The organism is Rhizobium sp. PDO1-076 (assembly GCF_000247475.1).
GTDB lineage: Bacteria > Pseudomonadota > Alphaproteobacteria > Rhizobiales > Rhizobiaceae > Allorhizobium.
This window is the reverse complement of sequence record NZ_AHZC01000011.1, coordinates 15,512-37,683: the sequence shown is the minus strand read 5'-3', so window position 1 is coordinate 37,683 and position 22,172 is coordinate 15,512. Positions and strand designations below refer to the sequence as shown.

At 61.0% G+C, this 22,172-nt stretch carries 18 protein-coding genes; 13 read left to right on the top strand and 5 right to left on the bottom strand.

The features are described 5' to 3' along the window. Positions 1-83: 83 nt before the first annotated feature. A complete protein-coding gene (locus tag PDO_RS00930; RefSeq protein WP_458574631.1) occupies positions 84-1,262 on the bottom strand; it encodes an acyl-CoA dehydrogenase in 1,179 nt (392 codons plus the stop codon). Between the two features lie 107 nt (positions 1,263-1,369). Between PDO_RS00930 and PDO_RS00925 the strand changes: the two genes are divergently transcribed. The 5 genes from PDO_RS00925 to PDO_RS00905 all read left to right on the top strand — a co-directional run bounded on the left by PDO_RS00925 (position 1,370) and on the right by PDO_RS00905 (position 10,921). Beyond that, positions 1,370-2,296 (top strand): LysR family transcriptional regulator, encoded by a 927-nt coding sequence (locus PDO_RS00925; protein WP_007596655.1) that lies wholly within the window; start codon positions 1,370-1,372, stop codon positions 2,294-2,296. 110 nt (positions 2,297-2,406) lie between these two features. Further along, positions 2,407-7,860 (top strand): alpha-2-macroglobulin family protein, encoded by a 5,454-nt coding sequence (locus PDO_RS00920; RefSeq protein WP_007596653.1) that lies wholly within the window; start codon positions 2,407-2,409, stop codon positions 7,858-7,860. Beyond that, entirely contained in the window at positions 7,860-9,947 is a 2,088-nt protein-coding gene (gene pbpC, locus PDO_RS00915; protein WP_037072166.1) for a penicillin-binding protein 1C, read from the top strand. Before PDO_RS00920 ends, pbpC begins: the two co-directional genes overlap by 1 nt. A gap of 71 nt (positions 9,948-10,018) precedes the next feature. Further along, positions 10,019-10,420: a hypothetical protein gene (locus PDO_RS00910; RefSeq protein WP_007596650.1), complete on the top strand. Its 402-nt coding sequence runs from the start codon at positions 10,019-10,021 to the stop codon at positions 10,418-10,420. 84 nt (positions 10,421-10,504) lie between these two features. After that, on the top strand, positions 10,505-10,921 hold the full coding sequence (locus PDO_RS00905; protein WP_007596649.1) for an OsmC family protein: 417 nt from the start codon (positions 10,505-10,507) through the stop codon (positions 10,919-10,921). 99 nt (positions 10,922-11,020) lie between these two features. On the opposite strand, the gene PDO_RS00900 is transcribed toward PDO_RS00905, so the two are convergent. Continuing rightward, on the bottom strand, positions 11,021-11,458 hold the full coding sequence (locus tag PDO_RS00900) for a DUF1810 domain-containing protein (RefSeq protein ID WP_007596648.1): 438 nt from the start codon (positions 11,456-11,458) through the stop codon (positions 11,021-11,023). A gap of 378 nt (positions 11,459-11,836) precedes the next feature. On the opposite strand from PDO_RS00900, the gene PDO_RS00895 reads away from it, so the two are divergent. After that, positions 11,837-12,943, top strand: coding sequence for a DUF475 domain-containing protein (locus PDO_RS00895; protein ID WP_007596647.1), 1,107 nt, complete (start codon positions 11,837-11,839; stop codon positions 12,941-12,943). An 83-nt stretch (positions 12,944-13,026) separates the two neighbouring features. On the opposite strand, the gene PDO_RS00890 is transcribed toward PDO_RS00895, so the two are convergent. Beyond that, positions 13,027-13,317 carry a hypothetical protein gene (locus tag PDO_RS00890; RefSeq protein WP_007596643.1) on the bottom strand — a complete coding sequence of 97 codons (291 nt, stop codon included), beginning with the start codon at positions 13,315-13,317 and terminating at the stop codon, positions 13,027-13,029. A gap of 202 nt (positions 13,318-13,519) precedes the next feature. Between PDO_RS00890 and PDO_RS00885 the strand changes: the two genes are divergently transcribed. The 4 genes from PDO_RS00885 (at position 13,520) to PDO_RS00870 (ending at position 16,288) form a co-directional block, all read left to right on the top strand. Then, positions 13,520-14,158, top strand: a complete 639-nt coding sequence (locus tag PDO_RS00885) for an exopolysaccharide biosynthesis protein (RefSeq protein ID WP_007596641.1) — start codon at positions 13,520-13,522, stop codon at positions 14,156-14,158. A 66-nt stretch (positions 14,159-14,224) separates the two neighbouring features. After that, positions 14,225-14,770 carry a sigma-70 family RNA polymerase sigma factor gene (locus PDO_RS00880; protein ID WP_007596639.1) on the top strand — a complete coding sequence of 182 codons (546 nt, stop codon included), beginning with the start codon at positions 14,225-14,227 and terminating at the stop codon, positions 14,768-14,770. After that, positions 14,757-15,530: an anti-sigma factor family protein gene (locus PDO_RS00875; RefSeq protein ID WP_007596637.1), complete on the top strand. Its 774-nt coding sequence runs from the start codon at positions 14,757-14,759 to the stop codon at positions 15,528-15,530. The genes PDO_RS00880 and PDO_RS00875 overlap by 14 nt, the downstream gene beginning before the upstream one ends. 38 nt (positions 15,531-15,568) lie before the next feature. Next, positions 15,569-16,288 (top strand): Bax inhibitor-1/YccA family protein, encoded by a 720-nt coding sequence (locus PDO_RS00870; protein ID WP_007596635.1) that lies wholly within the window; start codon positions 15,569-15,571, stop codon positions 16,286-16,288. Positions 16,289-16,384: 96 nt separating this feature from the next. On the opposite strand, the gene rhaI is transcribed toward PDO_RS00870, so the two are convergent. Then, positions 16,385-17,677, bottom strand: coding sequence for an L-rhamnose catabolism isomerase (gene rhaI, locus PDO_RS00865; RefSeq protein ID WP_007596633.1), 1,293 nt, complete (start codon positions 17,675-17,677; stop codon positions 16,385-16,387). A gap of 75 nt (positions 17,678-17,752) precedes the next feature. Between rhaI and PDO_RS26865 the strand changes: the two genes are divergently transcribed. Continuing rightward, positions 17,753-17,911, top strand: a complete 159-nt coding sequence (locus tag PDO_RS26865) for a YqaE/Pmp3 family membrane protein (protein ID WP_037072161.1) — start codon at positions 17,753-17,755, stop codon at positions 17,909-17,911. Between the two features lie 50 nt (positions 17,912-17,961). On the opposite strand, the gene PDO_RS00855 is transcribed toward PDO_RS26865, so the two are convergent. Then, a complete protein-coding gene (locus PDO_RS00855; RefSeq protein WP_007596631.1) occupies positions 17,962-20,058 on the bottom strand; it encodes a bifunctional rhamnulose-1-phosphate aldolase/short-chain dehydrogenase in 2,097 nt (698 codons plus the stop codon). A 202-nt stretch (positions 20,059-20,260) separates the two neighbouring features. On the opposite strand from PDO_RS00855, the gene PDO_RS00850 reads away from it, so the two are divergent. Both PDO_RS00850 and rhaS read left to right on the top strand, forming a co-directional pair. Next, complete coding sequence (locus PDO_RS00850; RefSeq protein WP_007596630.1) at positions 20,261-21,073, top strand: DeoR/GlpR family DNA-binding transcription regulator; 813 nt, start codon at positions 20,261-20,263, stop codon at positions 21,071-21,073. A gap of 56 nt (positions 21,074-21,129) precedes the next feature. Next, entirely contained in the window at positions 21,130-22,125 is a 996-nt protein-coding gene (gene rhaS / locus PDO_RS00845; protein WP_007596628.1) for a rhamnose ABC transporter substrate-binding protein, read from the top strand. The last annotated feature ends 47 nt before the right edge of the window (positions 22,126-22,172 follow it).

Genomic DNA, 22,172 nt, shown 5'->3' with positions numbered 1-22,172 from the left:
ATAGACGCAAGAATGTTACACATCGGCCCCAGAACCCCTGAAAAGAAACTGGTGCCGATTTAGCAACAAATTCAATCTGGGCCTTAGAAGAACGCCTGGATGCCAGTCTGGGCGCGACCAAGAATCAAAGCATGCACATCATGCGTCCCCTCGTAGGTGTTCACCGTCTCGAGATTCTGCGCATGGCGCATGACGTGATACTCGATCTGGATGCCGTTGCCGCCATGCATGTCGCGCGACATGCGGGCGATATCGAGCGCCTTGCCGCAATTGTTGCGCTTGACGATCGAGATCATTTCCGGGGCGAACTTGTGTTCGTCGATCAGACGCCCGACGCGCAGGGACGCGAGCAGACCCAGCGAGATTTCCGTCTGCATGTCGGCGAGTTTCTTCTGGAAGAGCTGCGTGCCGGCCAGCGGCTTGCCGAACTGCTTGCGATCGAGGCCATACTGGCGGGACCGATACCAGCAATCCTCGGCAGCGCCGAGCACGCCCCAGGAAATGCCATAACGGGCGCGGTTGAGGCAGCCGAACGGGCCTTTCAGGCCGGATACATTGGGCAGCAGGGCATCTTCGCCGACTTCGACGCTGTCCATCACGATTTCACCGGTCACCGAAGCGCGCAGCGACAGCTTCCCGCCGATCTTCGGTGCTGACAGGCCCTTCATGCCCTTTTCCAGCACAAAGCCGCGAATTTCTCCGTCATGCGCTTCCGATTTCGCCCAGACAACGAAGACATCGGCGATCGGTGCGTTCGAGATCCACATCTTCGAACCCTTGAGGCGATAGCCCCCTTCGATCTTCTCCGCACGCGTCTTCATGCCACCCGGATCGGAACCGGCATCCGGTTCGGTCAGGCCGAAGCAGCCGATCAGTTCGCCTGAGACGAGACCCGGCAGATACTTGTCCTTCTGTTCTTCCGAGCCGTAGGCATAGATCGGATAGATCACCAGCGAGGACTGCACGCTCATCATCGAGCGATAGCCGGAATCGACCCGCTCGATCTCGCGTGCCACGAGGCCATAGGACACGTAATTGGCATCCGCCGCGCCATATTTTTCCGGCAGCGTCACGCCGAGCAAGCCCGCCTGCCCCATCAGCTTGAACAGCTCGGGCTCTACGGTTTCCCCAAGATAGGCCTCGTTGATGCGCGGTGCGAGTTCCGCCTTGGCGAAAGCTGCGGCTGCATCCTGGATCATCCGCTCGTCTTCGTTGAGCAGATCGGACATCAGGAAGGGATCGCTCCAGGAAAAGGGCTGCATCTCGCTCATGGTTTGGTATCCTTATTCGGTTTTGCAGCATTTTGCTCATAGCTGGCGCAAAAACAAGCCATGTTTACTCATGCAGCTATTAGGTCTAATCATGACGAATGCTCACACATCAACGCCGCTTCCTGCCATCGACCAGCGCGCTTGCCGCCTTCGATTCCGTTGCAAAGCTCGGCAGCTTCTCCGCCGCCGCCAGCGAACTCGCCCTGACGCAAGGCGCGATCAGCCGCCAGATCGGCTTGCTGGAGGACCAGCTCGGCGTCAAGTTGTTCGAGCGCACCAATCGCGGCGTCGAGTTGACTGCCATTGGCCGCAACTATGCCAAGGGCATTGGTGATGCGCTGGCGACCATCCGCACCCTGTCGCTGGAAGCCATGGCCACCCGCGACGATACCCATCTCAGGCTCGCCATCCTGCCGACCTTCGGCACCCGTTGGCTGATGCCGCGCATTCCCGACTTCCTGCAGCGCAACCCCGCCGTCATCATCGACTTCGCCACCCGCATCGGCCAGTTCGAATTCGAGGGATCCGGCCTCGACGCCGCCATCCATATTGGAGAACCGAACTGGCCGGGTACCGATTGCCAATTCCTGATGCAGGAAATGGTGGCGCCTGTCTGCAGTCCGGCCTTCCTGGAACAGAACCCGGTAAAACGCCCGGAAGACCTGCTGGTCAAACCGCTCTTCGACATGGCTTCGCGCCCGCGCGCCTGGCAACAGTGGTTTGCAAGCCTCGACATCGCTGACGGACGGGGCGGCGGCATGCGTTTCGAGCAGTTTTCCAATGTGGTTCAGGCCTGCCTCGCCGGTCTTGGCATCGCCCTTGTCCCAACCTTCCTGATCGAGCCGGAACTGGCGAGTGGCCAGTTGGTGCGCGCCTGGAAACATGAAGTCAAAAGCGCCAGCGCCTATTATCTCGTCAGACCATTGTCGAAGATGGCCTATGCACCGGCAAGTGCCTTTTCCGCATGGATTCTTGAACAGGCAAGGGAGTTTAGCGCAGCGCGCAACGAGGCGCAGAAGATCTAGGAACCTTTGCAGGTGGGATCGCCGGGCTATAGCCAGTGCCGATTGACAAGCCACTGACATGGACCAAGAGTACTTTCGAATAGGCTCGCACAAGCCTTCGGGAGAGAACCATGTTAAAGCACCTTGCAAAGGCCACCCTCGCTCTTGCCTTGGGTATGATTATCCTTGCGCCGACCGCAGGCGCCCAGGATAGCCGCCGCATAGAAACCGTTCAGGACGGCGACTATTTCGGCTTCGATCTTCGCACGGAAAAGAACGTTTCCCTGGACGAATGCGAGGCAAGTTGCATCGCCGACGGCTCATGCCGCGCTTTTACCTACAACCCCAAGGTCCAGTGGTGCTTTCTGAAATCTGACTATGACCAGTTGAACACATTCGTCGGTGCCGTGGCTGGCCGTATCGTCGAAAACGTGGCTGAAGCCGACATCGGCGCGCCGCCGCGCCTGCCGTTCCTCTCGGAACAGCTTTTGACCGATGCACGCGACCAACGCGCCAACCTGACGCTGTCCGACGAACAAAGCGGCTTCGGCCGTGAAAACCTGATCGACACGGCGCGCGCGGCCTTCACGAGTGGCAATATCGACGCGGCCCTAGTTGCCCTGAAAGGCGCGCTGGCGATCGACCCGGATGACGCCGCGACTTGGCTCGAATTGGCCCGTTTCGCCAATTCCGTCACCGGCAACACCAGCTATGCCGGCGAAGCGGTGATGGCGTCGATCAACGGCTACCAACTGACCCGTGGCGCCTCCACACGCGCCGAAGCTTTGGCGTCGATGGCCAGGGGCCTCGACAACTCGGAAAATTACCGCGCCGCTATCAACGCCTACAAGGCCAGCCTCGAACTGGCATCAAGCCCGGCAATCCAGGCGGAGCTCGGCGAGCTGCGCGCCCGCAAAGGGTTTCGTATCGTTGGCAATACGGTCGATTCCGACAGTGCCAATCCGCGTGTCTGCGTCGAATTCTCAGAACAACTGGTCAAGCGGGGCGTCGATTACACGCCGTTCGTGACGCTGGACGGCAAGGCATCGAAAGCCCTCGAAGCGAAGAACAGCCAGATCTGCGTCGAAGGTCTTGAACACGGCGGTCGCTACAAGCTAGCCATTCGTGCCGGCCTGCCCTCGTCCGTCGATGAAAGTCTGGACGCTCCGGTCGAGCTCGATCTCTATGTCCGCGACCGCACATCCACCGTGCGCTTCACCGGCGACAGCTTCGTCCTGCCATCGACCGCCCGTCGCGGCATTCCGCTGGTGTCGGTCAACAGCGACAGTGCCAAGCTCGAACTCTACCGCATCGGCGACCGCAACATCGCCCCGCTTCTGGCCGCGTCGCAGTTCCTCACCCAGCTCGACGGCTATGGCGCAAGCCGCGTGCGCGACGAGACCGGTGAACTCGTCTGGCAGGGCACAATCGACATCGCCAACGACATCAACAAGGAAGTCGTCACCAGCATTCCGGTCGATGAGGCGCTGCCGACCCGCAAGCCCGGCATCTATGTGCTGACCGCCGTCTCCCCGACGTCGACGAGCGAGGACTGGGATAGCCTTGCCACCCAGTGGTTCGTCATCTCCGACATCGGCCTCTCGACTTTTGCCGGCACCGACGCCCTGCATGTGTTTGCCCGCTCGCTGGCATCCGCCGCCCCGCTTGAGGGCGTCGAACTGCAACTGATCGCCAAGAACAACGAGATTTTGGCAACAGCGACGACAGACGCCGACGGCAAGGCCCAGTTCGATGCCGGCCTGATGCGCTCAGGCGCCGCCCTTGCTCCGGCCGTGATTGCCGCACGCAAGGGCGAAGACGACAACGTCTTCCTCGACATGACCCGCGCCGGCTTCGATCTTTCCGATCGTGGCGTTACCGGCCGCCCGGCACCGGGCCCGATCGATATCCTGTCGTGGACCGAGCGCGGCATCTATCGCCCAGGCGAAACCGTGCATGCGGCAGCCCTTGCCCGCGATACCGAAGCCGATGCGATAGGTGGGCTGCCGCTCACCTTCATCTTCGCCCGTCCCGACGGCGTGGAGTTCCGCCGCATGGCCGTGACCAGCGAGACGCTGGGTGGCTATGCCGTGGATCTGCCGCTGCTCGCCAATTCCATGCGCGGCACCTGGACGGTCGCGATCCACACTGATCCGAAGAAGGCTGCGATCGCACAGTCATCGTTCCTGGTCGATGATTTCGTCCCTGATCGGCTCGATTTCGACATGACCAGCGAAGCAACAAGCGTCTCGCCGGACGAGACGTTCACGGTTGCCGTCGACGGCCGATATCTCTACGGCGCTCCGGCTGCCGGCCTGAGCCTGGAAGGCGAAGTCAACATCCGCCCGACCACCAGCAACCCCGCCTATGAGCGCTATGTATTCGGCCTATCCGACGAAGACGAGGTGGAAGACGTTCGCGTACCCCTCGAAGCGCTGGAACCACTCGACGACGACGGCAAGACCGCCATCGACATTGCCCTGTCCGACCTGCCGTCAACCACCAGGATGCTGAACGCCGAAGTGGTTCTGCGCCTGAGTGAAGGCGGCGGCCGGGCGGTCGAACGCAAACTGACCGTGCCGGTCCAGTCGGAGACCGCCCTGATCGGCATCAAGCCGGAATTCACCGGCGAGCTTGCCGAAAACTCCAACGCCGCGTTCAATCTGATCGCCGTTGGCCCCGACGGCCAGAAGCAGGCCATGCCCGGAGCACGCTGGAAGCTGGTCAAGCTCGAACAGAATTACCAATGGTATCGCGAGGGTTCATCCTGGCGCTATGAGCCGATCACCACGACCACACAGGTCGCCGATGGCACGATTGACATCACCGCCGAGGGCACAGCCCTTTCCGTTCCCGTCGCCTGGGGTCGTCATCGCCTCGAAATCGAGCAGGCGGGCGCCAATGGAGCGGCCTCCAGCACCGAGTTCGATGCCGGCTGGTTCGTTTCGGCAAGCTCGACGGAAACCCCGGATGCGCTGGAAATTGGCCTCGACAAGCAGGCCTACACGGTCGGTGACACCGCAAAACTCAAGATTTCACCACGCTTTGCCGGCCAGGTTCTGGTCACCATCGGCACCGACAGCCTCGTCACGTCGCAGACAGCCGATGTCCCGGCTGGCGGCACGGAAATCCAGATCCCGGTCACTGCCGATTTTGGCGTCGGCTCCTATGTCACCGCCACGCTTTTCCGCCCCGGCGACGCCGAGGAAAGCCGCATGCCCGCCCGCGCGATCGGCATCACCTGGCTCAGCGTCGATCCCGGCGCAGACAAACTGGCGGTCAAACTGACACCGCCGGAAAAGACCCTGCCCCGCCAGCCGCTGGACATCCCGATCGAGGTTGCTGGTGCCGGCATCGGCGAGGAAGCCTATGTCATGGTCGCCGCTGTCGATGTCGGCATCCTCAACCTGACCGGCTACAAGGCACCCGATCCGGAAACCTATTATTTCGGCCAGCGCCGCCTCGGCATCGAACTGCGCGACCTCTATGGCCGCCTGATCGACGGCTCGCTTGGCGCAACCGGTCGCCTGCGCACCGGCGGCGACGGCGGCCAGGTTGCCCTCTCGGGCAACCCACCGAAAGAAAAGCTGGTCGCCTTCTTTTCCGGTCCGATCAAGCTCGATGCCGATGGAAAGGCAGTCGTCTCCTTCGACATTCCGCAGTTCAACGGCACGGCCCGTGTGATGGCGGTCGCCTGGTCGAAGGCTGGCGTCGGCCACGCCGAAACCGATGTCGTCATCCGCGATCCGGTCGTCGTCACCGCAAGCATGCCGAAATTCCTCGCACCCGGAGACGACGCCAACCTGCGCCTCGACATCGCGGCAACCGATGCGCCGACCGGTGACTACACCCTGGTCGTCAGCAGCAATGAGCCTGTTGAGGTTAATCCGTCGGGCGCGACGCAGCAGGTTGCACTGACGGCCGGCAAGACCACCACCGTGACCATCCCGCTGACGGCGGGAACGCCGGGCCAGGGCGCGATCGATATCGCGCTGTCCGGTGCTGATGGTATTGCCGTCAGCCAGTCGCTTGACCTGATCGTGCGCCCCTCGACCCTGCCAATCACCGAGCGTCAGGTGGTCGCACTTGCCCCCGGCCAGAGCCTGACGATCAGCGGCGACCTGCTCGCCGACAGCATCCTGCAGGATGCATCCGTCAGCCTCAACGTCTCGCGCGCCAGTTTCGACGTGCCGGCACTCCTGATGGCGCTCGACCGCTATCCCTATGGCTGCGCCGAGCAGACGACCAGCCGCGCCCTGCCGCTGCTCTATTTCGACGAACTCGCCAAGCTTTCCGGCCTGCCGGAAGACGAAGCGATCAACAAGCGCGTGCAGGATGCGATCTACCGCGTGCTCGCCTACCAGTCCTCCAGCGGCTCCTTCGGCCTGTGGGCGCCGGGCTCGGAAAGCCTCTGGCTCGACGCCTATGTCACCGATTTCCTCACTCGCGCCCGCGAAAAGAAATACGACGTGCCGGAAGAAGCCCTGGTTCAGGCGCTGCAGAACCTGCAGAACCGCATCGCCTATGACACCGACATCAAGAGCCGGGGCAACGAGATCGCCTATTCGCTCTATGTGCTGGCCCGCAACCGCAAGGCATCGCTGAGCGACCTGCGCTATTATGCAGACACGATGCTGCAGGACTTCCCGACCCCTCTGTCCAAGGCGCATCTGGCCGCGGCACTGTCGCTCTATGGCGACGCGGAGCGTTCCAGCAGCACCTTCCTCGACGCAGCCGGCATGTCGGAACAGGCGAGGATCTCGAAGGTCAGCTTCGTCCGCTCGGACTACGGCTCGCAACTGCGCGACAGCGCCGGTGTTCTGGCCCTTGCCGCCGAAAGCCGTCCCGTTCCGCCGGTTGTGCCGATCCTCGCCAAGCTCGTGGCCGATGAATGGAACGAAAAGCAGGTGCTCAGCACGCAGGAGCAAACCTGGATGTTGCTCGCGGCGCGCGCGCTGCAGCAGGATGACGCCGGCCTGAAACTTGAGGTCAACGGCGGTGCCCGCGATGGTGCCTATGCGGCGACAATGCCGGGCGAAGCGCTTCTGCAGTCGCCGGTAACACTGACCAACCGCAGCAATGATCCGGTCAGCGCCGCAATCACCACGGTCGCGGCTCCCGTCGCGGCTCCCGCCGCCGGCGGCAACGGCTTCGACATCACGCGGACCTATTACACGTTGGATGGCGAGGAAGCCAACATCACGGAAGCACAGCAGAACGCGCGTTATGTCGTTGTCCTGACGGTAACGGAATCGGATGACTGGCCAGCCCAGTTGATGGTCACCGACCTTTTGCCGGCAGGCTTCGAGATCGACAATCCAAGCCTCGTCGACAGCGCAACGCTCACCAATTTCGAGTGGATCGGACAAACCCAGGCCGCCCATCTCGAATTCCGCAGCGATCGTTTTGTCGCCGCACTCGACCGCCAGGCCGACGACAACAGCGAGATTACCTTGGCTTACGTCGTGCGCGCCGTATCGCCAGGCACATTCGCCCTGCCGGCGGCATCGGTCGAGGATATGTATCGTCCCCAGTTGTCGGCACGCACAGCGGCCGGCAACATGAGCGTATCCGTGGCCGAGTGATGCCGACCTGGCGCGCCTTGACTGTAGGATCGGCCATGACCGTCAGCGTGACGGTCACGGCCCTCTTTGCGCTCGACACCGCCGACCGTCTTTATCCGCCACCGATCGGCCCGGCCCGTCTGGTGTCCACCGAAATCCTCGATCGCAACGGCGAATTGCTGCGTGCCTTTGCTACCAGCGATGGCCTGTGGCGACTGAAGACAACAACCGAAGACGTCGATCCTGCTCTGATCCGCATGCTCCTCGCTTATGAGGATCGGCGTTTCGAAAGCCATGCCGGTGTCGATCCGCTGGCGCTCGGTCGCGCCGCCTGGCAATTGCTGACCAATGGTCGGATCGTCTCCGGTGCCTCGACGCTGTCCATGCAGGTCGCACGCCTGATCGAGCCGCGCCGCGAGCGCTCAGTGACGGCAAAACTCATCCAGATTGCCCGTGCCCTGCAGCTTGAACGACGCCTGTCGAAACAGCAGATCCTCGATCTGTACCTGACCCATGCGCCCTATGGCGGCAATCTCGAGGGTGTGCGTGCCGCAAGCCTCGCCTGGTTCGGCAAGGAGCCGAAACGGTTGACGACGGCGGAAGCGGCTCTTCTGGTCGCCCTGCCCCAGCTTCCCGAACGCCGTCGGCCGGATCGTTTCCCGGATCAGGCCTTGCAGGCCCGCGCTCGCGTCCTTGATCGCGCAGCCGAGGCGAAGGTGCTCGAGCAGAGCGAAGTAGCGCTCGCCGCAAATGCCGAACTGCCGCGGCAGCGCCGGCAATTGCCAGCCTTTGCCGCGCACCTCGCCGAAGCCGCGCGCCGCAAAGCCCCACAAGCCGAAACGCACCAGACGACGATCCTGCGCCCGGTCCAGGCCAAGCTCGAGCAGGTAGCGGTCGAGGCTGTCCGCGAGCTCGACCCGAAGGTCTCCCTCGCCTTGCTGATGGCAGATGCCACGACCGGCGAGATCGTCGCCGAAGTCGGCGCCGCCAACTATTTCGACGCCAGCCGCTCCGGCTGGATCGACATGACCCGGGCCCAGCGCTCGCCTGGTTCGACACTGAAACCTTTCATCTATGGCCTCGCCTTCGAACAAGGACTGGTGGCACAGGAAACCATCGTCGAGGATCGCCCGGCAGATTTCTTCGGCTATCGCCCGAAGAACTTCGACATGCATTACCAGGGTGACGTCAGCATCCGCCAAGCCCTGCAACTGTCGCTGAACGTCCCGGCCGTGCGCCTGCTCGACGGCATCGGCCCGTCGCGACTGATGGTTCGCATGCGCCGCGCGGAAGTCAGGCCGGTGCTGCCGCCAAATGAGGCCCCGGGGCTGGCGATCGCGCTTGGCGGCGTCGGCATCACGTTGAAGGACCTCGTCCAGCTTTACGCCGGTCTCGCCAACAGGAACCAGCCGGTGCAACTGGGCGACGGGATCCGCGAGCAACCCGCTTTGCTGGAAAACCAGCCGCTGTTCGAACCGATGGCAGCGTGGAATATCGCCGACATCCTCGGTGCCGTCCTGCCTCCAGCCGGAAGTCCACCGGCCGGCATCGCCTACAAGACCGGCACGAGCTACGGTTACCGTGACGCGTGGTCGGTCGGCTATGATGGAAAATACGTCCTGGGAGTCTGGATCGGCCGCCCGGACAATGCCGCCGTGCCCGGGATCTCTGGCTATGCCACCGCCGCACCGGTTCTCTTTGAAGCCTTTGCCAAGTCGGGTCTCACTGGCACCGCCTTGCCGCGCGCGCCAGGCGGTGCCGCCCATCTTGCCCAATCCGACTTGCCGGTCAGCCTGCGCCGCTTCTCAACGGGGACAAACGGGCTCGTTGTCACCTCAACCCGCGAGCGACCGCCCCAGATCGTCTACCCTCCGGAAGGGGCCCAGATCGAACTCGGCAGGGACGCAAGTGGGGCCTTCCTTCCGCTGATCGTCAAGATGCAGGCCGGACGCGCGCCTTTTCGCTGGCTGGCCAATGGCAAGCCGATGGAAACATCGACACGCCGTCGCACCGGGGAATGGCAACCGCAAGGAACGGGACAATCCACCCTGACCGTCATCGATGCCGATGGGCGGGCTGCCAGTGTCAATATCTTCATCCGCTCATAGCCGCCGCTGATCCGGTCCCCCGCTGCAAGCGTAATATGTTCAGGCAGCCGGTTCGGACGGGAGATCATCAGATGCAAGGCACGATCCGCACAACCCTCATTGCAATCGCAACGCTGACGCTTGGCGCCACCGGCGCATTCGCCAACGAGCGTTTCACCGACGCCGATATCCGCGACGACATCATCGGCAAGCGCATATATCTCGCCGTGCCGATGGGCGGCGAGTTTCCACTGAACTACCGTCCCAATGGACAGGTCGACGGAACGGGAGAAGCCTTGGGCCTTGGCCGTTTTGCCAAGCCGAAGGACACCGGGAAATGGTGGATCGATGGCGATCGCCTCTGTCAGCAGTTCACCAGCTGGTACAAGGGAGCACCCATGTGCTTCGAACTGCAGCGGATCGATGATACGCAGCTGAAGTGGACGAGAGACAACGGCGAGACCGGAACGGCCCGGATCGGAAGCGAGATCTAACGCAACCCGACTAACGGCATCCGTGTTTTGACATCGGCTCCTGGCATTCTATCCTGACGTCACGACGAAACTCGGAGTGATCAGGTGTCAGGACTGAAGACGCGACCGGTCGGTGCGACCGCAACACTTGGCAAAACCGGCTACCCGCACCTCGTGTCCGACACCGGCGGTACGCTCGACATCGCCACGGGGGCATCCCAACCGGGCTTCAATCCCATTGACCTGCTACACGCCGCCTTGGCCGCATGTCTGACCATGAGCGCACGCATTGCAGTGCGCGAGCTTGGTCTGGCGGATAGTCTCAGTGAAGTCGTGGCCAGGGTAACGGGAGACAAGGCAACCGATGGTCCGTCCCGTATTGCGCGCTTTCACGTCGTCATGCGTTTCAGAGGCAATCTCACGCCACAACAACAGTTACTTGTAGTCAACCGGGCCGAAGAGATCTGCACCGTCAGCAACAGTCTTGCCTCAAAACCGGTGATCGAGATCGGCGAATTCTAGAGCAATTCCAGCAAAAGTGGGAACCGGTTTTGCGTCCGGAATTGCGTAAAAACAAAGAGATAGAGCATTGAAGGCGACTCCGTTTTCGCCGAAAATGCTCTAAAGCGACAGGATTTCCAACGTGCGGTGATCGAGCCTGCCGCCGCAATACTGATCCAGAGCCTGGCGGAATATCGCGCCACGTTCGTCCGGAGCCGCGAGAGAAAACAAGGTCATGCACGACTGGAACTTGCGGTCATCCGGGGAGCCGAAAATCTGCCGCAACGAACGGCCCTCGATCGACAACAAAAGGCCCGTGCAGTCGACAAGCCGCAGGCCAAGCTCGGCATGCCCGAGGTAGCTCTGAGCCTCTTCGACAGAGGCCAGGCTGTAGTGCAGCGACATTGGAGACAGCCCAAGTCCCCGCAACTGTGGGAAGATGAACCACATCCAGTGACTTTGTTTTCGCCCGGCACTGAGCTCAGCCATGACGGTTTCCAGGACCGGCGCCTGGGCGTCGAGGAAACGACTGCTGTCAAACGTCTTCGGATCGCCCATCTGAAGCCTCCAACCCCAGCGAGAAAAGCACAGTCTATCTGTATCAGACCGCGCGCGATATTGTTGATCGTTTGCGATCAGCGCTCTTGTCTTACCAGATGCACGGCCGCCTCAGCACTTGACGTTTAATATATATTCGCAGACAAGAGGCATTGCGCGACGAGGCCTAATGCTCGTCGCCGTCGAACCTGGTGCCGGGCCCCTCTGGCGAGAGTTTACGGCGCTCTCGTGATGTCGGTACCGCCAGCAAGACAAGCCGGCGGATTCAAAACAAATGAACACTTGGATCATGCTCTTTGCGTGTGCGCCATCTGCGCTGCGCGACGCACATTCCCGCTATTCTGACATGCCCCTTTCTCCCGCTCAGGAGGCCCTGGCATGAACGCTCCCCTCTCACTCAAAAGCGGCACCAGCACGCTTGGCTATTTCCGCTGGGCCTTCATCGTCACCTTTCTCGGGCTCGTCCTCGGTGGCGTACTGGGCTGGCAATCGACCGGCACGATCGGTGGCATGGCAACCGTCTTCTTCATCTGCGCGGTACTCGCAGTCCTGGAAATATCGCTGTCCTTCGACAATGCGATCGTCAATGCCAACAAGCTGAAAGACATGACGCCTGTCTGGCAGCATCGCTTCCTGACCTGGGGCATCATCATCGCCGTCTTCGGCATGCGCATCGTGTTCCCGCTGCTGATCGTCGTGATTGCAGCGAAGATCGGGCCGATCGAGGCTGTGATCCTGGCAGCCCGCGAGCCGGCCGAATATGCCCGCATCATGAACGACGCCCATCTGCCGATCGCAGCCTTCGGCGGCACCTTCCTGATGATGGTCGGCCTGACCTATTTCTTCAATCATGAGAAGGACGTGCACTGGATCGAGGTCATCGAGAAGCACATGGCGCGCTCGGCCTCGATCAAGGGCATTGAGATCGCCTTTGTTCTGATCCTGATCCTCGTCTTTTCCAACCTTCTGGAAGGTGAAGATGCGACCACCTTTGTCTATTCGGCCATCTATGGCCTGGTGACATTCCTGGCAGTTGAAGTGCTGGGTGGACTGCTGGATGCCTCGCAAAAGGCCATGAGTGAAGCGGCCAAGGGTGGCCTCGGCGCGTTCATCTATCTCGAAGTGCTCGATGCCAGCTTCTCCTTCGACGGCGTTATCGGCGCCTTCGCCCTGACGCAGAACCTCTTCGTCATCGCGATCGGCCTCGGGATCGGCGCCATGTATGTGCGCTCGATGACCATCATGCTGGTGGAAAAGGGCACGTTGGCGGAATACCGCTATCTGGAACACGGCGCCTTCTATGCCATCCTGATCCTCTCGGTGATCATGTATTTCCAGACGCTGGTACACATCCCCGAAGTGATCACCGGCTTGGGCGGCGCAGGCTTGATCGGTGTCTCGCTCTGGTCCTCGATCCGCTACAACAGGCGGGAACGCGAGGAAGAGGCGCGGATGGCCCATGAAGCAGTTGCCGACAATATCTGATTGTTAGACGACCCAAAACTCGTTCAGGCCGGCGTCACGCGCCGGCCTGAACCATGATCTTGATGCCTGAAAGAGAGTTTCGGTCAATCGGGACCGACATCCACTTCGCGCGTGCCGGAATCGGGCAATGCTCCCGTTCCGGGCGTCTTCATGTCGTCCTGCAAATCCTTGCGCGCATGCGGTCCAGCCACCGGCCCGCTGCTTTTCGTCTGCTTTTCATCCTCCGCGATAGCCCCCTTCCGCTCCCCTGAAGGCTCGCGTTCGGCTGGGGCCTTGCCGCCCTGTTCGGCGCGGTGCGCCTGCGGGCCGGCCACCGGACCACTCGTTGTCGGCGACTGGCTGTTGTGATGTTTTGCTGCTTCAACGTCGGCCATGTTCGATATCTCCTCTGTTGTCATGGGAGAACAACACAGCGACCGCCAAAGAGTTCCTCAAGGGTTCCACTGGCCTGACATGCGTTCCGGCGACATGCGAAGCGGCGACCGTCTCCACGGCGCAACAGCAACCGACCTGCCCCGCCTTGTGTTGACGCCAGCCGATCCTACATGTCCCCCCGCGAAACGAGCAGGAAATGAGATGAGCGACCCTGACATGTCACCGAACAATGACCGCAAGCCCGGCGTCGCTTCTTTGCGATTGGCGATGCTGGTGAGCCATGCGGATACCGCAGGTTCGGTCAGCCTTGACGAATTGCTGGCAGCCATGGGCCGGACCAGCATCGCCTTCGCCATTCTGATCTTGTCCCTGCCCGCGCTGACCCCGATACCCGGTCCCTTCGGCATGGTCTTTGGCACCTGTCTCGCCATCATTTCCGTGCAGGTCATGGCCGGCTTCCAGCGCATATGGCTGCCCGCGTTTCTTGGTCGACGACGCATATCGGCAAAGGTGATAAGCCTGATGGTCCGCTATACCAGCCCGCTGGTCCTGCGCGTTGAAACGCTCCTGCGCCGCAACCGCATGCGCCATTTTGCCGGCCGCACGGCACAAGCGCTGCTGGGCATTCCGGTTTTCCTGCTGGCCATTGCCGTCGCCCTGCCCATTCCGTTCGGCAACTTCCTGCCGGTTGCCGCCCTGGTCATGATCGCCCTCGGGCTGATGGAGCGGGATGGCTTGGTGGCCATGCTCGGAGTTGCGCTTGGCATCATTGCGCTGGCAACCTCCGGCGGCCTGATCTATGGCGCACTGCGCAGCCTTGGTTGGGCAATCGGCGCATAATCGAGCGGGCCAAAATATTTTTGATCATCGGGGAATAAACATCTCCCGGGGTTCGTATACTGAGGCATGAAACCCGGAACGCACCCTTTCAACGTGATTGGACAGCTCGCAGCCTTGCGACGCTATGCACGATCCCTGGCGCGTGATCCGGATGAAGCCGAAGATCTGGTGCACGACACGCTGGTGCGCGCGCTTGAAAAGCAATCGACCTTCCGCACCGGCGCCAATATCCGCAACTGGCTGCTTTCGGTCCTGCACAACACGCATATCGACCGCTTGCGCTACAAGCGCGCCACTGTGAGACGCGATGCGGCTACGCTGGACCTGGTGCCGCAGTCGATACCGGCCGACCAGGAACATTCCGTTCGGCTTAAACAGGTTCGAAATGCGTTTCTGGCTCTGCCGGAAGACCAGCGCGAAGCGCTGCATCTCGTGGCCATGGAAGAACTGTCCTATCAGGAAGCCGCAAATGTGCTCGGCATTCCGGTCGGAACGCTGATGTCGCGCATCTCGCGGGCGAGAGCCCGCCTTCGCGCAATTGAAGACAAGGAAGGGACCGCTCAGGTGACCCACCTACGCATCGTTGGAGGCACCCCCGATGACCAGCAATGATCCCGTAATCGAAGCCGACCTGCACGCCTATGTCGACGATCAGCTCGATGTCGGTCGCCGCATCGAGGTGGAAGCCTATCTGTCGGAGCGCCCTGAAGTAGCCGCCCAGGTGATGGCTGACCTGCGCGTGCGCGACGAACTTCGGCTGTCGCTTGCCGGCCTGCCGAGCGTCAGCAAGATCGAAACCCGCGATGCCGCACGAACGCTTGAAAGAGCGTTCAGCCGTCGCCGGACCTTCGACCTGTTTCGTCGTGCCGCGATGATAACGCTGTTCGTCGGCGCGGGCTGGGCCGCCCACGGCTGGATCGCTCCGCTGGGTGTCGGAGAGGTCGTCGCGTCCGTACCGCCGCCGGCATTTGTCGAGGAAGCCATGCGCGCCCACCAGACCGCGGAACTGCGCCAACAGATGCCGTCGCAGTCAGAGGTAGATGCCTTCGACCCGGCGGACATCCGTTCGGCAACCGCGATCGTGATGCCGGAGATGCCGGCGCACTGGTCGATCCGGAACGCGCAGGTTTTCCCCTCGACCTATGGGCCGAGCGTCGAGCTCGAAGTCGAGGCCGGCAAGGGCGAGCGTCTGTCTCTTTTTGCCGTTCGCCCAGGCACCTTCGCCGTCCAGCAGGTCTTGCTGCAGCAGGAAGGTGAAACGCAGGCAGCCTATTGGCAGATTGGCGAAGTCGCCTACGCGCTGATCTCCGAAACCCGAAACGCGGATGCGCTGGCCGACAAGGCCCGCAAACTCGCACGCACCCTTTATTGAACGCACGTTTACTGAACTCACCAAGGAGGTACTTGACGATGGATCCTATCCAGAACCGCTTCGGCTACGGTAGCCAGGCACAGTCCGCTGCCCTTTTCGACGAGGGCCTGCGCCAGCACATGCTGCGCGTCTACAACTATATGGGGCTTGGCCTGGCCATCACCGGCCTGGTCGCCTACTTCGTCGGCTCGACGCCCGCCCTCTATGTGCCGATCTTCTCGTCCCCATTGAAATGGGTCGTGATGCTTGCGCCGCTTGCCTTCGTCTTCTTCTTCTCGTTCCGCATCCAGACCATGTCGGCTTCGAGCGCACAGATGGCTTTCTGGGCCTTCTGCGCAGTGATGGGCCTCTCGCTGGCATCGGTGTTCCTGGTCTTCACCGGCGCATCGATCGCACGCACCTTCTTCATCACCGCCACCATGTTCGGCGCGACCAGCCTCTATGGCTACACGACCAAGCGTGATCTGGCGAAGATGGGTTCGTTCCTGATGATGGGCCTGATCGGTATTGTGATCGCCTCGGTCGTCAACATCTTCCTCGGCTCGAGCGCCCTGCAGTTCGCAGTCTCGGTCATCGGTGTTGTGGTCTTCGTCGGCCTGACTGCCTACGACACGCAGAACATCAAGGAACAGTATGCCGAGAACGTCGACCAGGAGAGCCAGCAGAAGCTGGCCGTCTTCGGCGCGCTGTCGCTTTATCTGAACTTCGTCAACTTGTTCCAGATGCTGCTGAGCCTGACCGGCCAGCGCGAAGAATAACAGAACGCTCAAAATAGCGTCGGGAGAAGCACCCAAAGAGAGACGCCCGGACCTTGCGGTCCGGGCGTTTTCATTTGCGCCATCGAATGGGACCGCTCAGACGATGCCGCCCGAACCGCCCTTCACTGCCGGACGTTCGGCCGCGACCTTTGCCCGGTAACCGCTGGCGCGATAGGATGCGATCGGATCGATAGCCCCACCGGTGCGACGACGGGCTTCGGCCAGGATCGCTTCGACATCGGTGCGGTAGGCACGCTTCAATGTTTCCGTCGCCATCAGCGCGTCATTGCCGTTCTGGTAACCTTCAAGTGCTGCACGATCGACCAGAAGCGCCTGCGCATAGGCGCGACGGATTTCATTGGCACTCGAGATCAGGCTTTCGATCGGATCGGTCACATTGTGGCTCTGGTCGATCATATGAGCCGGATGGAAGCCCTTTACGCCGCGATACTCGGCGTCGACCAGCTCGTTGAACACCAGGAACAGGCGGTAAGGCTCGACAGAACCGGCATCGAGATCGTCGTCGCCATACTTGGAATCGTTGAAGTGGAAACCACCGAGCTTGCCGAACTGGATCAGTCGGGCAACGATCATTTCGATATTGGTATTGGGCGCATGATGCCCGAGGTCGACGAGGCATTGCGCCTTCGGGCCAAGCGTCTGGGCGATCAGATAGCTCGTGCCCCAGTCCTGCACGACCGTCGAATAGAAAGCGGGCTCGTACATCTTGTGCTCGGAAAACAGCCGCCAGTCATCCGGCAACGCCTTGTAGATATCCGCCATGGCCGCGAGATAGCGCTCGAAGCTCCTGGTGAAATTCGTCTGTCCGGGGAAGTTCGAGCCATCACCAACCCACACGGTCAGCGCCTTCGAGCCGATCGCATTGCCGATCTCGATGCATTCGATGTTATGTTCGACGGCCTGCGCGCGGGTCGCCGCATCCACATGGCTGAGCGAGCCGTATTTGTAGGAATTCGCCTGATCCGGCGCGTCGGAGAATGTATTCGAGTTCATCGCGTCGAAGCCGAGACCGAGCTGGTCGCCCTTGGCCTTCAACTCCTTAGGATCGGTCTTGTCCCACGGTATATGCAGCGAAACCGTCGGTGTCGCGCGGGTCAGTTCGTTGATGACAGAGCAGTCATCGAGCTTGTCGAAGATATGGCGCGGTTCGCCAAGGCCCGGAAAGCGGGCAAATCGGGTGCCCCCGGTACCCACACCCCAGGACGGAACGGCGACGAAGAATTCGGCGACCTTGGCGGTAACCGCGTTGATGTCAATATTGCTACGCGCCAGCTTCTCGCCGAGCGCCGCGTAATCGGATTTGAGCGCAGCTGCGCGCTTGTCATTGTCTTCGGCGATGAAATCGCCCGAAATCTTGCTGTCCGTCATTATTTCCTCCTCCTCACGCGAACGATTTTGTTCCATCCGCGTTTAACTGAACCAATCCAGAGAACCGGAGTCATCATGGACGTTCTACGCATTCTGCTTGCCATTATCCTGCCGCCTGTCGGCGTTTTCCTCCAGGTCGGTATCGGCCTTCAATTCTGGCTGAATATCCTGCTGACACTCTGCGGCTATGTGCCGGGTATAATCCATGCAATCTGGGTTATTCTCAGAAAGTAAGGTCAGTCCCGCAGCGGCATTTGCGCCGCCGCGGGACCCAGGAGGATAGCTTATCGGGTAAAGCTCTGGGCGTTGCCGGCATCGACATTAATGATGTTGCCGGTCGACTTGGCTGAAAGGTCGGACGCCAGGAAGTAGATCGCCTCGGCAATGTCTTCCGGGAACACGTTGAGCTTCAACATCGAGCGCTTGCGGTAGTGCTCCTCGAGATCGTCCACCTCGATCTTCGAGGACGCCGCACGCTGCTCGCGCCATTCGCCGTTCCAGATCTTCGAACCGCGCAAGACGGCATCCGGGTTGACTGTGTTGACGCGGATGCCGGCATCTGCACCTTCCAGTGCCAGGCACCGCGCAAGATGGATTTCCGCAGCTTTGGCCGTGCAATAGGCCGAAGCATTGGGTGACGAAGCAAGACCGTTCTTCGAAGCGACGAAGACGACGTTGCCGCCCAGCCCCTGACGGCGGAACAGGCGGAAGGCTTCGCGCGAAACGAGGAAATAGCCGGTCGCGAGAATGTCGATATTCTTGTTCCACATCGCAAGCGTCGTATCTTCGACCGGAGCCGAGGACGCGATACCGGCATTCGAGACCAGAATGTCGACGCCGCCGAATTCGACCGAAGCTTCGAGGAAGGACTGCAGAACCGCATCTTCCTGGGTCACGTCGAGCGGCACCGAACGCACAGCATCGCCGCCGTGACGCTTGGTAAAGTCTGCCGTCGTATCCGCAAGCGCCTTGGCATCGATATCGGCCAAGACCACGCAGGCGCCTTCCGAGACCAGCCGTTCGGCCGTAGCGCGGCCGATGCCGCCGGCACCGCCGGTGACGAAGGCGACTTTGCCAGCCAGGCTCTTCGGCTTCGGCATGCGCTGGAGTTTCGCTTCTTCCAGCAGCCAGTATTCGATGTCGAAGGCTTCCTGTTCCGGCAGCCCCTGATATTCGGAAACCGTTGAGGCACCCTTCATCACGTTGATCGCATTCACATAGAACTCGCCGGCGATGCGGGCCGTTGCCTTGTCCTTGGCAAAGGACAGCATGCCGACGCCCGGCACCAGGAAGATTACCGGATTGGGATCGCGGATCTTCGGCGAGTTGTCGTGCTTGCAGGCTTCATAATAGCGCGTGTAGTCGGCGCGGTAGTCCTCAAGCGCCTTGTCGAGACCGGCAAGAACGGCATCGACATCCGGCTTGGCCGGATCGAAATCGACGATCAGCGGACGGATCTTGGTGCGCAGGAAATGGTCGGGGCAAGACGTGCCGAGCGCACCGAGCGGCTGCAACTGCTTGGAGTTGACGAATTCGAGCACGGCGTCCTGATCGTCGAAATGGCCGAGCTTGCGCTCCGCCTTGCCGATCCGGCCGCGAATTTCCGGCATCAGCCTGGCCGCGATGGCGCGACGCTCGGCAACCGGCAGGCTCTTAGAAATGGCGCCGCCGAAGATGGTCTTGCCTTCGGTTTCCTTGGCAAACCACTCGATCGCCTTGTTGATGATTTCGAGCGTCAGCAGGTAGCAATCCTTGGCGTCATTCGCCCAGGTGAAGAGACCGTGGCTTTCAAGCACCACACCCTTGGCATTCGGGTTCGCCTTGACGAAGGCTTCGAGATCGAGACCGAGCTGGAAGCCCGGACGGCGCCAAGGCAGCCAACCGATATCGGCACCGAAGATGGCTTGCGTCAGTTCCTTGGAATTCTTGGAGGCCGCGACCGCAATGATCGCGTCCGGATGCATGTGGTCGACATGCGTGAACGGCACGAAACCGTGCAAAGGCGTGTCGATCGATGCCGCGCGCGGGTTCAGGTTGAAGGTGCAATGGGGCAGGAAGCCGACCATGCGATCTTCGTCATGCACGCCCTTGTAGATTCCCTTCAAGGCTTCGAGCTTGTCTTGGTAGAGGGTGGAGAAGCCATCGAGCTTGATCGTCCCGACGTCGCCCCCCGAGCCCTTGACCCAGAGAACCTTGACCTTTTCACCGGTCAGCGGATCGGTTTCCATCACCTTGGCCGAGGTATTGCCACCGCCGTAGTTGGTGATGCGCTTGTCCGCACCGAGCAGGTTCGAACGATAAAGCAGCTTGCCCGGCTCATCGAGCTTGGCAGCATAGGCATCATCCCAACGATTATCGAGAAGGCGGGTTTGGCCCGTCATGACATCCTCCCAGGTAGTTGTTCATGGGCCGAAATGCACGGACCCATCTCCTTCTTGCCGAACGGTATCGCGCATCGAATCGTCGATTGTCAATCAATTTCGCTCATCTCTTTTCATTGTGCGCTGCAATATTATCTTTTTTGATCGTTTCTGATTGACAGGATAAAAACAATACGAATAAATCAGGATTAGGAGGAACCCCATGCACGAACGCGAACGCCACCGCATCATACTCAGCGCGATCCAGGAAAAGCCGGTTGTCACCGTGCAGGATATCGCTGAATTGACCGAGGCATCCGAAGCCACAATCCGCCGGGACATCGCCTCTCTGCATGTGCAGGGAAAGCTTCGTCGTGTCCGCGGGGGCGCCGAGGCCGTGCACCCGCCACAGCTGGGAAATCTGGCCGCGCGCCCCTTCCGGGTTTCCGAATCGGTCAACATCGACAAGAAACGCGCAATTGCGCGCGCCGCCGTCGATTTGTGCGAGGAAGGCGATTCGATCATCATCAATGGCGGCACCACAACATTCCAGATGGTGCACTTCATGTCGGCCCGCCGCCTGCAGGTGATGACCAATTCCTTCGCCATTGCCGAACATCTGGTCAAACATTCGAAATGCAACGTGTCGGTGCCCGGCGGCGCGATCTATCGCGACCAGAGCCTTATCCTGTCGCCTTTCGAAAATGACGCGATCCGCAATTTCTACGCCCGACGCATCTTCATTGGCGCGCAAGGCATCAACGCCCTCGGCGTGATGGAATCCGATGCCCTGGTCATCCAGAGCGAGCAGAAACTGGTTCGCCAGGCGGAAGAGCTGATCGTCATGGTCGACTCGAGCAAGTTCGCCAAGCGGTCCAGCCTCATTCTGTGCCCGCTCGACAAGGTTTCGACCATCATTACCGACGACAGAATTTCCGACGAGGCGGCCAATATGGTCACCGACGCCGGCATCAAGCTGATTACGGTGAGGCCGGCGGCTTCATCGGAAAAGGAGGATACCACGTCAGTCGCCTGACCTTTATCTGGCTGACGCGGGGGAGTTCAGCAGTTCATCAACCTGGGAGGAAAAATATGAAACTGTCTAAGACATTGCTGGCGGGCGTGGTATTTGCCATCGCCTCCATGGGCTCGGCCGTACAGGCCGCCGACATGAAGATCGCACTGGTCGTCAAGTCGCTCGGCAACGGCTTCTTCGAAGCCGCCAACAGGGGCGCAGAGGAAGCCGCCAAGGAGCTCGGCGGCGTCGAGATCATCTATACCGGCCCGACCTCGACCACGGCTGAAGGCCAGATCGAAGTCATCAATTCTCTGATTGCCCAGGGCGTCGACGCGATTGCGATTTCCGCCAACGATCCGGACGCTGTCGTCCCGGCCCTCAAGAAGGCCACCCAGCGCGGCATCAAGGTTATTTCGTGGGACAGCGGTGTTGCCGCCGAAGGCCGCATCATGCACCTGAACCCGTCGTCCAACGAACTGATCGGCAAGATGTGCCTGCAGCTCGCCGCGAACCATCTTGAAGGCGGCAAGGGCGACTTCGCCATCCTGTCCGCCACCACGACCTCGACCAACCAGAATATCTGGATCGAGGAAATGAAGAAGCAGCTGAAGGACTTCAACGGCCTCAACCTCGTCACCACCGTCTATGGCGACGACTTGGCCGACAAGAGCTACCGCGAAGCCCAGGGCCTCCTGACCTCGCAGCCGAGCGTCAAGGTCATCGTTGCTCCGACAACGGTTGGTGTTCTCGCCGCCTCGCAGGCAGTCAAGGATGCCGGCAAGATCGGCCAGGTCTATGTGACCGGCCTCGGCCTGCCATCCGAAATGGCCGGCGCCATCAAGTCCGGCGCGACCAAGGAATTCGCCATCTGGAACCCGATCGACCTCGGCTACTCGGCAACCCAGATCGCCTATCGCCTGGTCAAGGGTGAAACGGACGGCGCTCCCGGTTCTGAAGTGGAAGCGGGCCGCATGGGCAAGATCAAGATCGGCGACAATGGCGAAGCCGCCATGGCCGATCCCTTCGTCTACGACGCGTCGAACATCGACGAATTCTCGAAGATCTTCTGATCGAGACAAAACTGACCACCCGGCGGTCCTAGCCGCCGGGACTTTCC

What these genes read in the sequence shown, in the direction of transcription:
- PDO_RS00925 (WP_007596655.1), top strand. Translation starts at nt 1,370, where the DNA reads ATGCTCACACATCAACGCCGCTTCCTGCCATCGACCAGCGCGCTTGCC.
- pbpC (WP_037072166.1), top strand. Translation starts at nt 7,860, where the DNA reads ATGCCGACCTGGCGCGCCTTGACTGTAGGATCGGCCATGACCGTCAGC.
- rhaS (WP_007596628.1), top strand. Translation starts at nt 21,130, where the DNA reads ATGAAACTGTCTAAGACATTGCTGGCGGGCGTGGTATTTGCCATCGCC.
- PDO_RS00900 (WP_007596648.1), bottom strand. Translation starts at nt 11,458, where the DNA reads ATGGGCGATCCGAAGACGTTTGACAGCAGTCGTTTCCTCGACGCCCAG.
- PDO_RS00895 (WP_007596647.1), top strand. Translation starts at nt 11,837, where the DNA reads ATGAACGCTCCCCTCTCACTCAAAAGCGGCACCAGCACGCTTGGCTAT.
- PDO_RS00870 (WP_007596635.1), top strand. Translation starts at nt 15,569, where the DNA reads ATGGATCCTATCCAGAACCGCTTCGGCTACGGTAGCCAGGCACAGTCC.
- PDO_RS00930 (WP_458574631.1), bottom strand. Translation starts at nt 1,262, where the DNA reads ATGCAGCCCTTTTCCTGGAGCGATCCCTTCCTGATGTCCGATCTGCTC.
- PDO_RS00890 (WP_007596643.1), bottom strand. Translation starts at nt 13,317, where the DNA reads ATGGCCGACGTTGAAGCAGCAAAACATCACAACAGCCAGTCGCCGACA.
- PDO_RS00885 (WP_007596641.1), top strand. Translation starts at nt 13,520, where the DNA reads ATGAGCGACCCTGACATGTCACCGAACAATGACCGCAAGCCCGGCGTC.
- PDO_RS00855 (WP_007596631.1), bottom strand. Translation starts at nt 20,058, where the DNA reads ATGACGGGCCAAACCCGCCTTCTCGATAATCGTTGGGATGATGCCTAT.
- rhaI (WP_007596633.1), bottom strand. Translation starts at nt 17,677, where the DNA reads ATGACGGACAGCAAGATTTCGGGCGATTTCATCGCCGAAGACAATGAC.
- PDO_RS00850 (WP_007596630.1), top strand. Translation starts at nt 20,261, where the DNA reads ATGCACGAACGCGAACGCCACCGCATCATACTCAGCGCGATCCAGGAA.
- PDO_RS00910 (WP_007596650.1), top strand. Translation starts at nt 10,019, where the DNA reads ATGCAAGGCACGATCCGCACAACCCTCATTGCAATCGCAACGCTGACG.
- PDO_RS26865 (WP_037072161.1), top strand. Translation starts at nt 17,753, where the DNA reads ATGGACGTTCTACGCATTCTGCTTGCCATTATCCTGCCGCCTGTCGGC.
- PDO_RS00880 (WP_007596639.1), top strand. Translation starts at nt 14,225, where the DNA reads ATGAAACCCGGAACGCACCCTTTCAACGTGATTGGACAGCTCGCAGCC.
- PDO_RS00875 (WP_007596637.1), top strand. Translation starts at nt 14,757, where the DNA reads ATGACCAGCAATGATCCCGTAATCGAAGCCGACCTGCACGCCTATGTC.
- PDO_RS00920 (WP_007596653.1), top strand. Translation starts at nt 2,407, where the DNA reads ATGTTAAAGCACCTTGCAAAGGCCACCCTCGCTCTTGCCTTGGGTATG.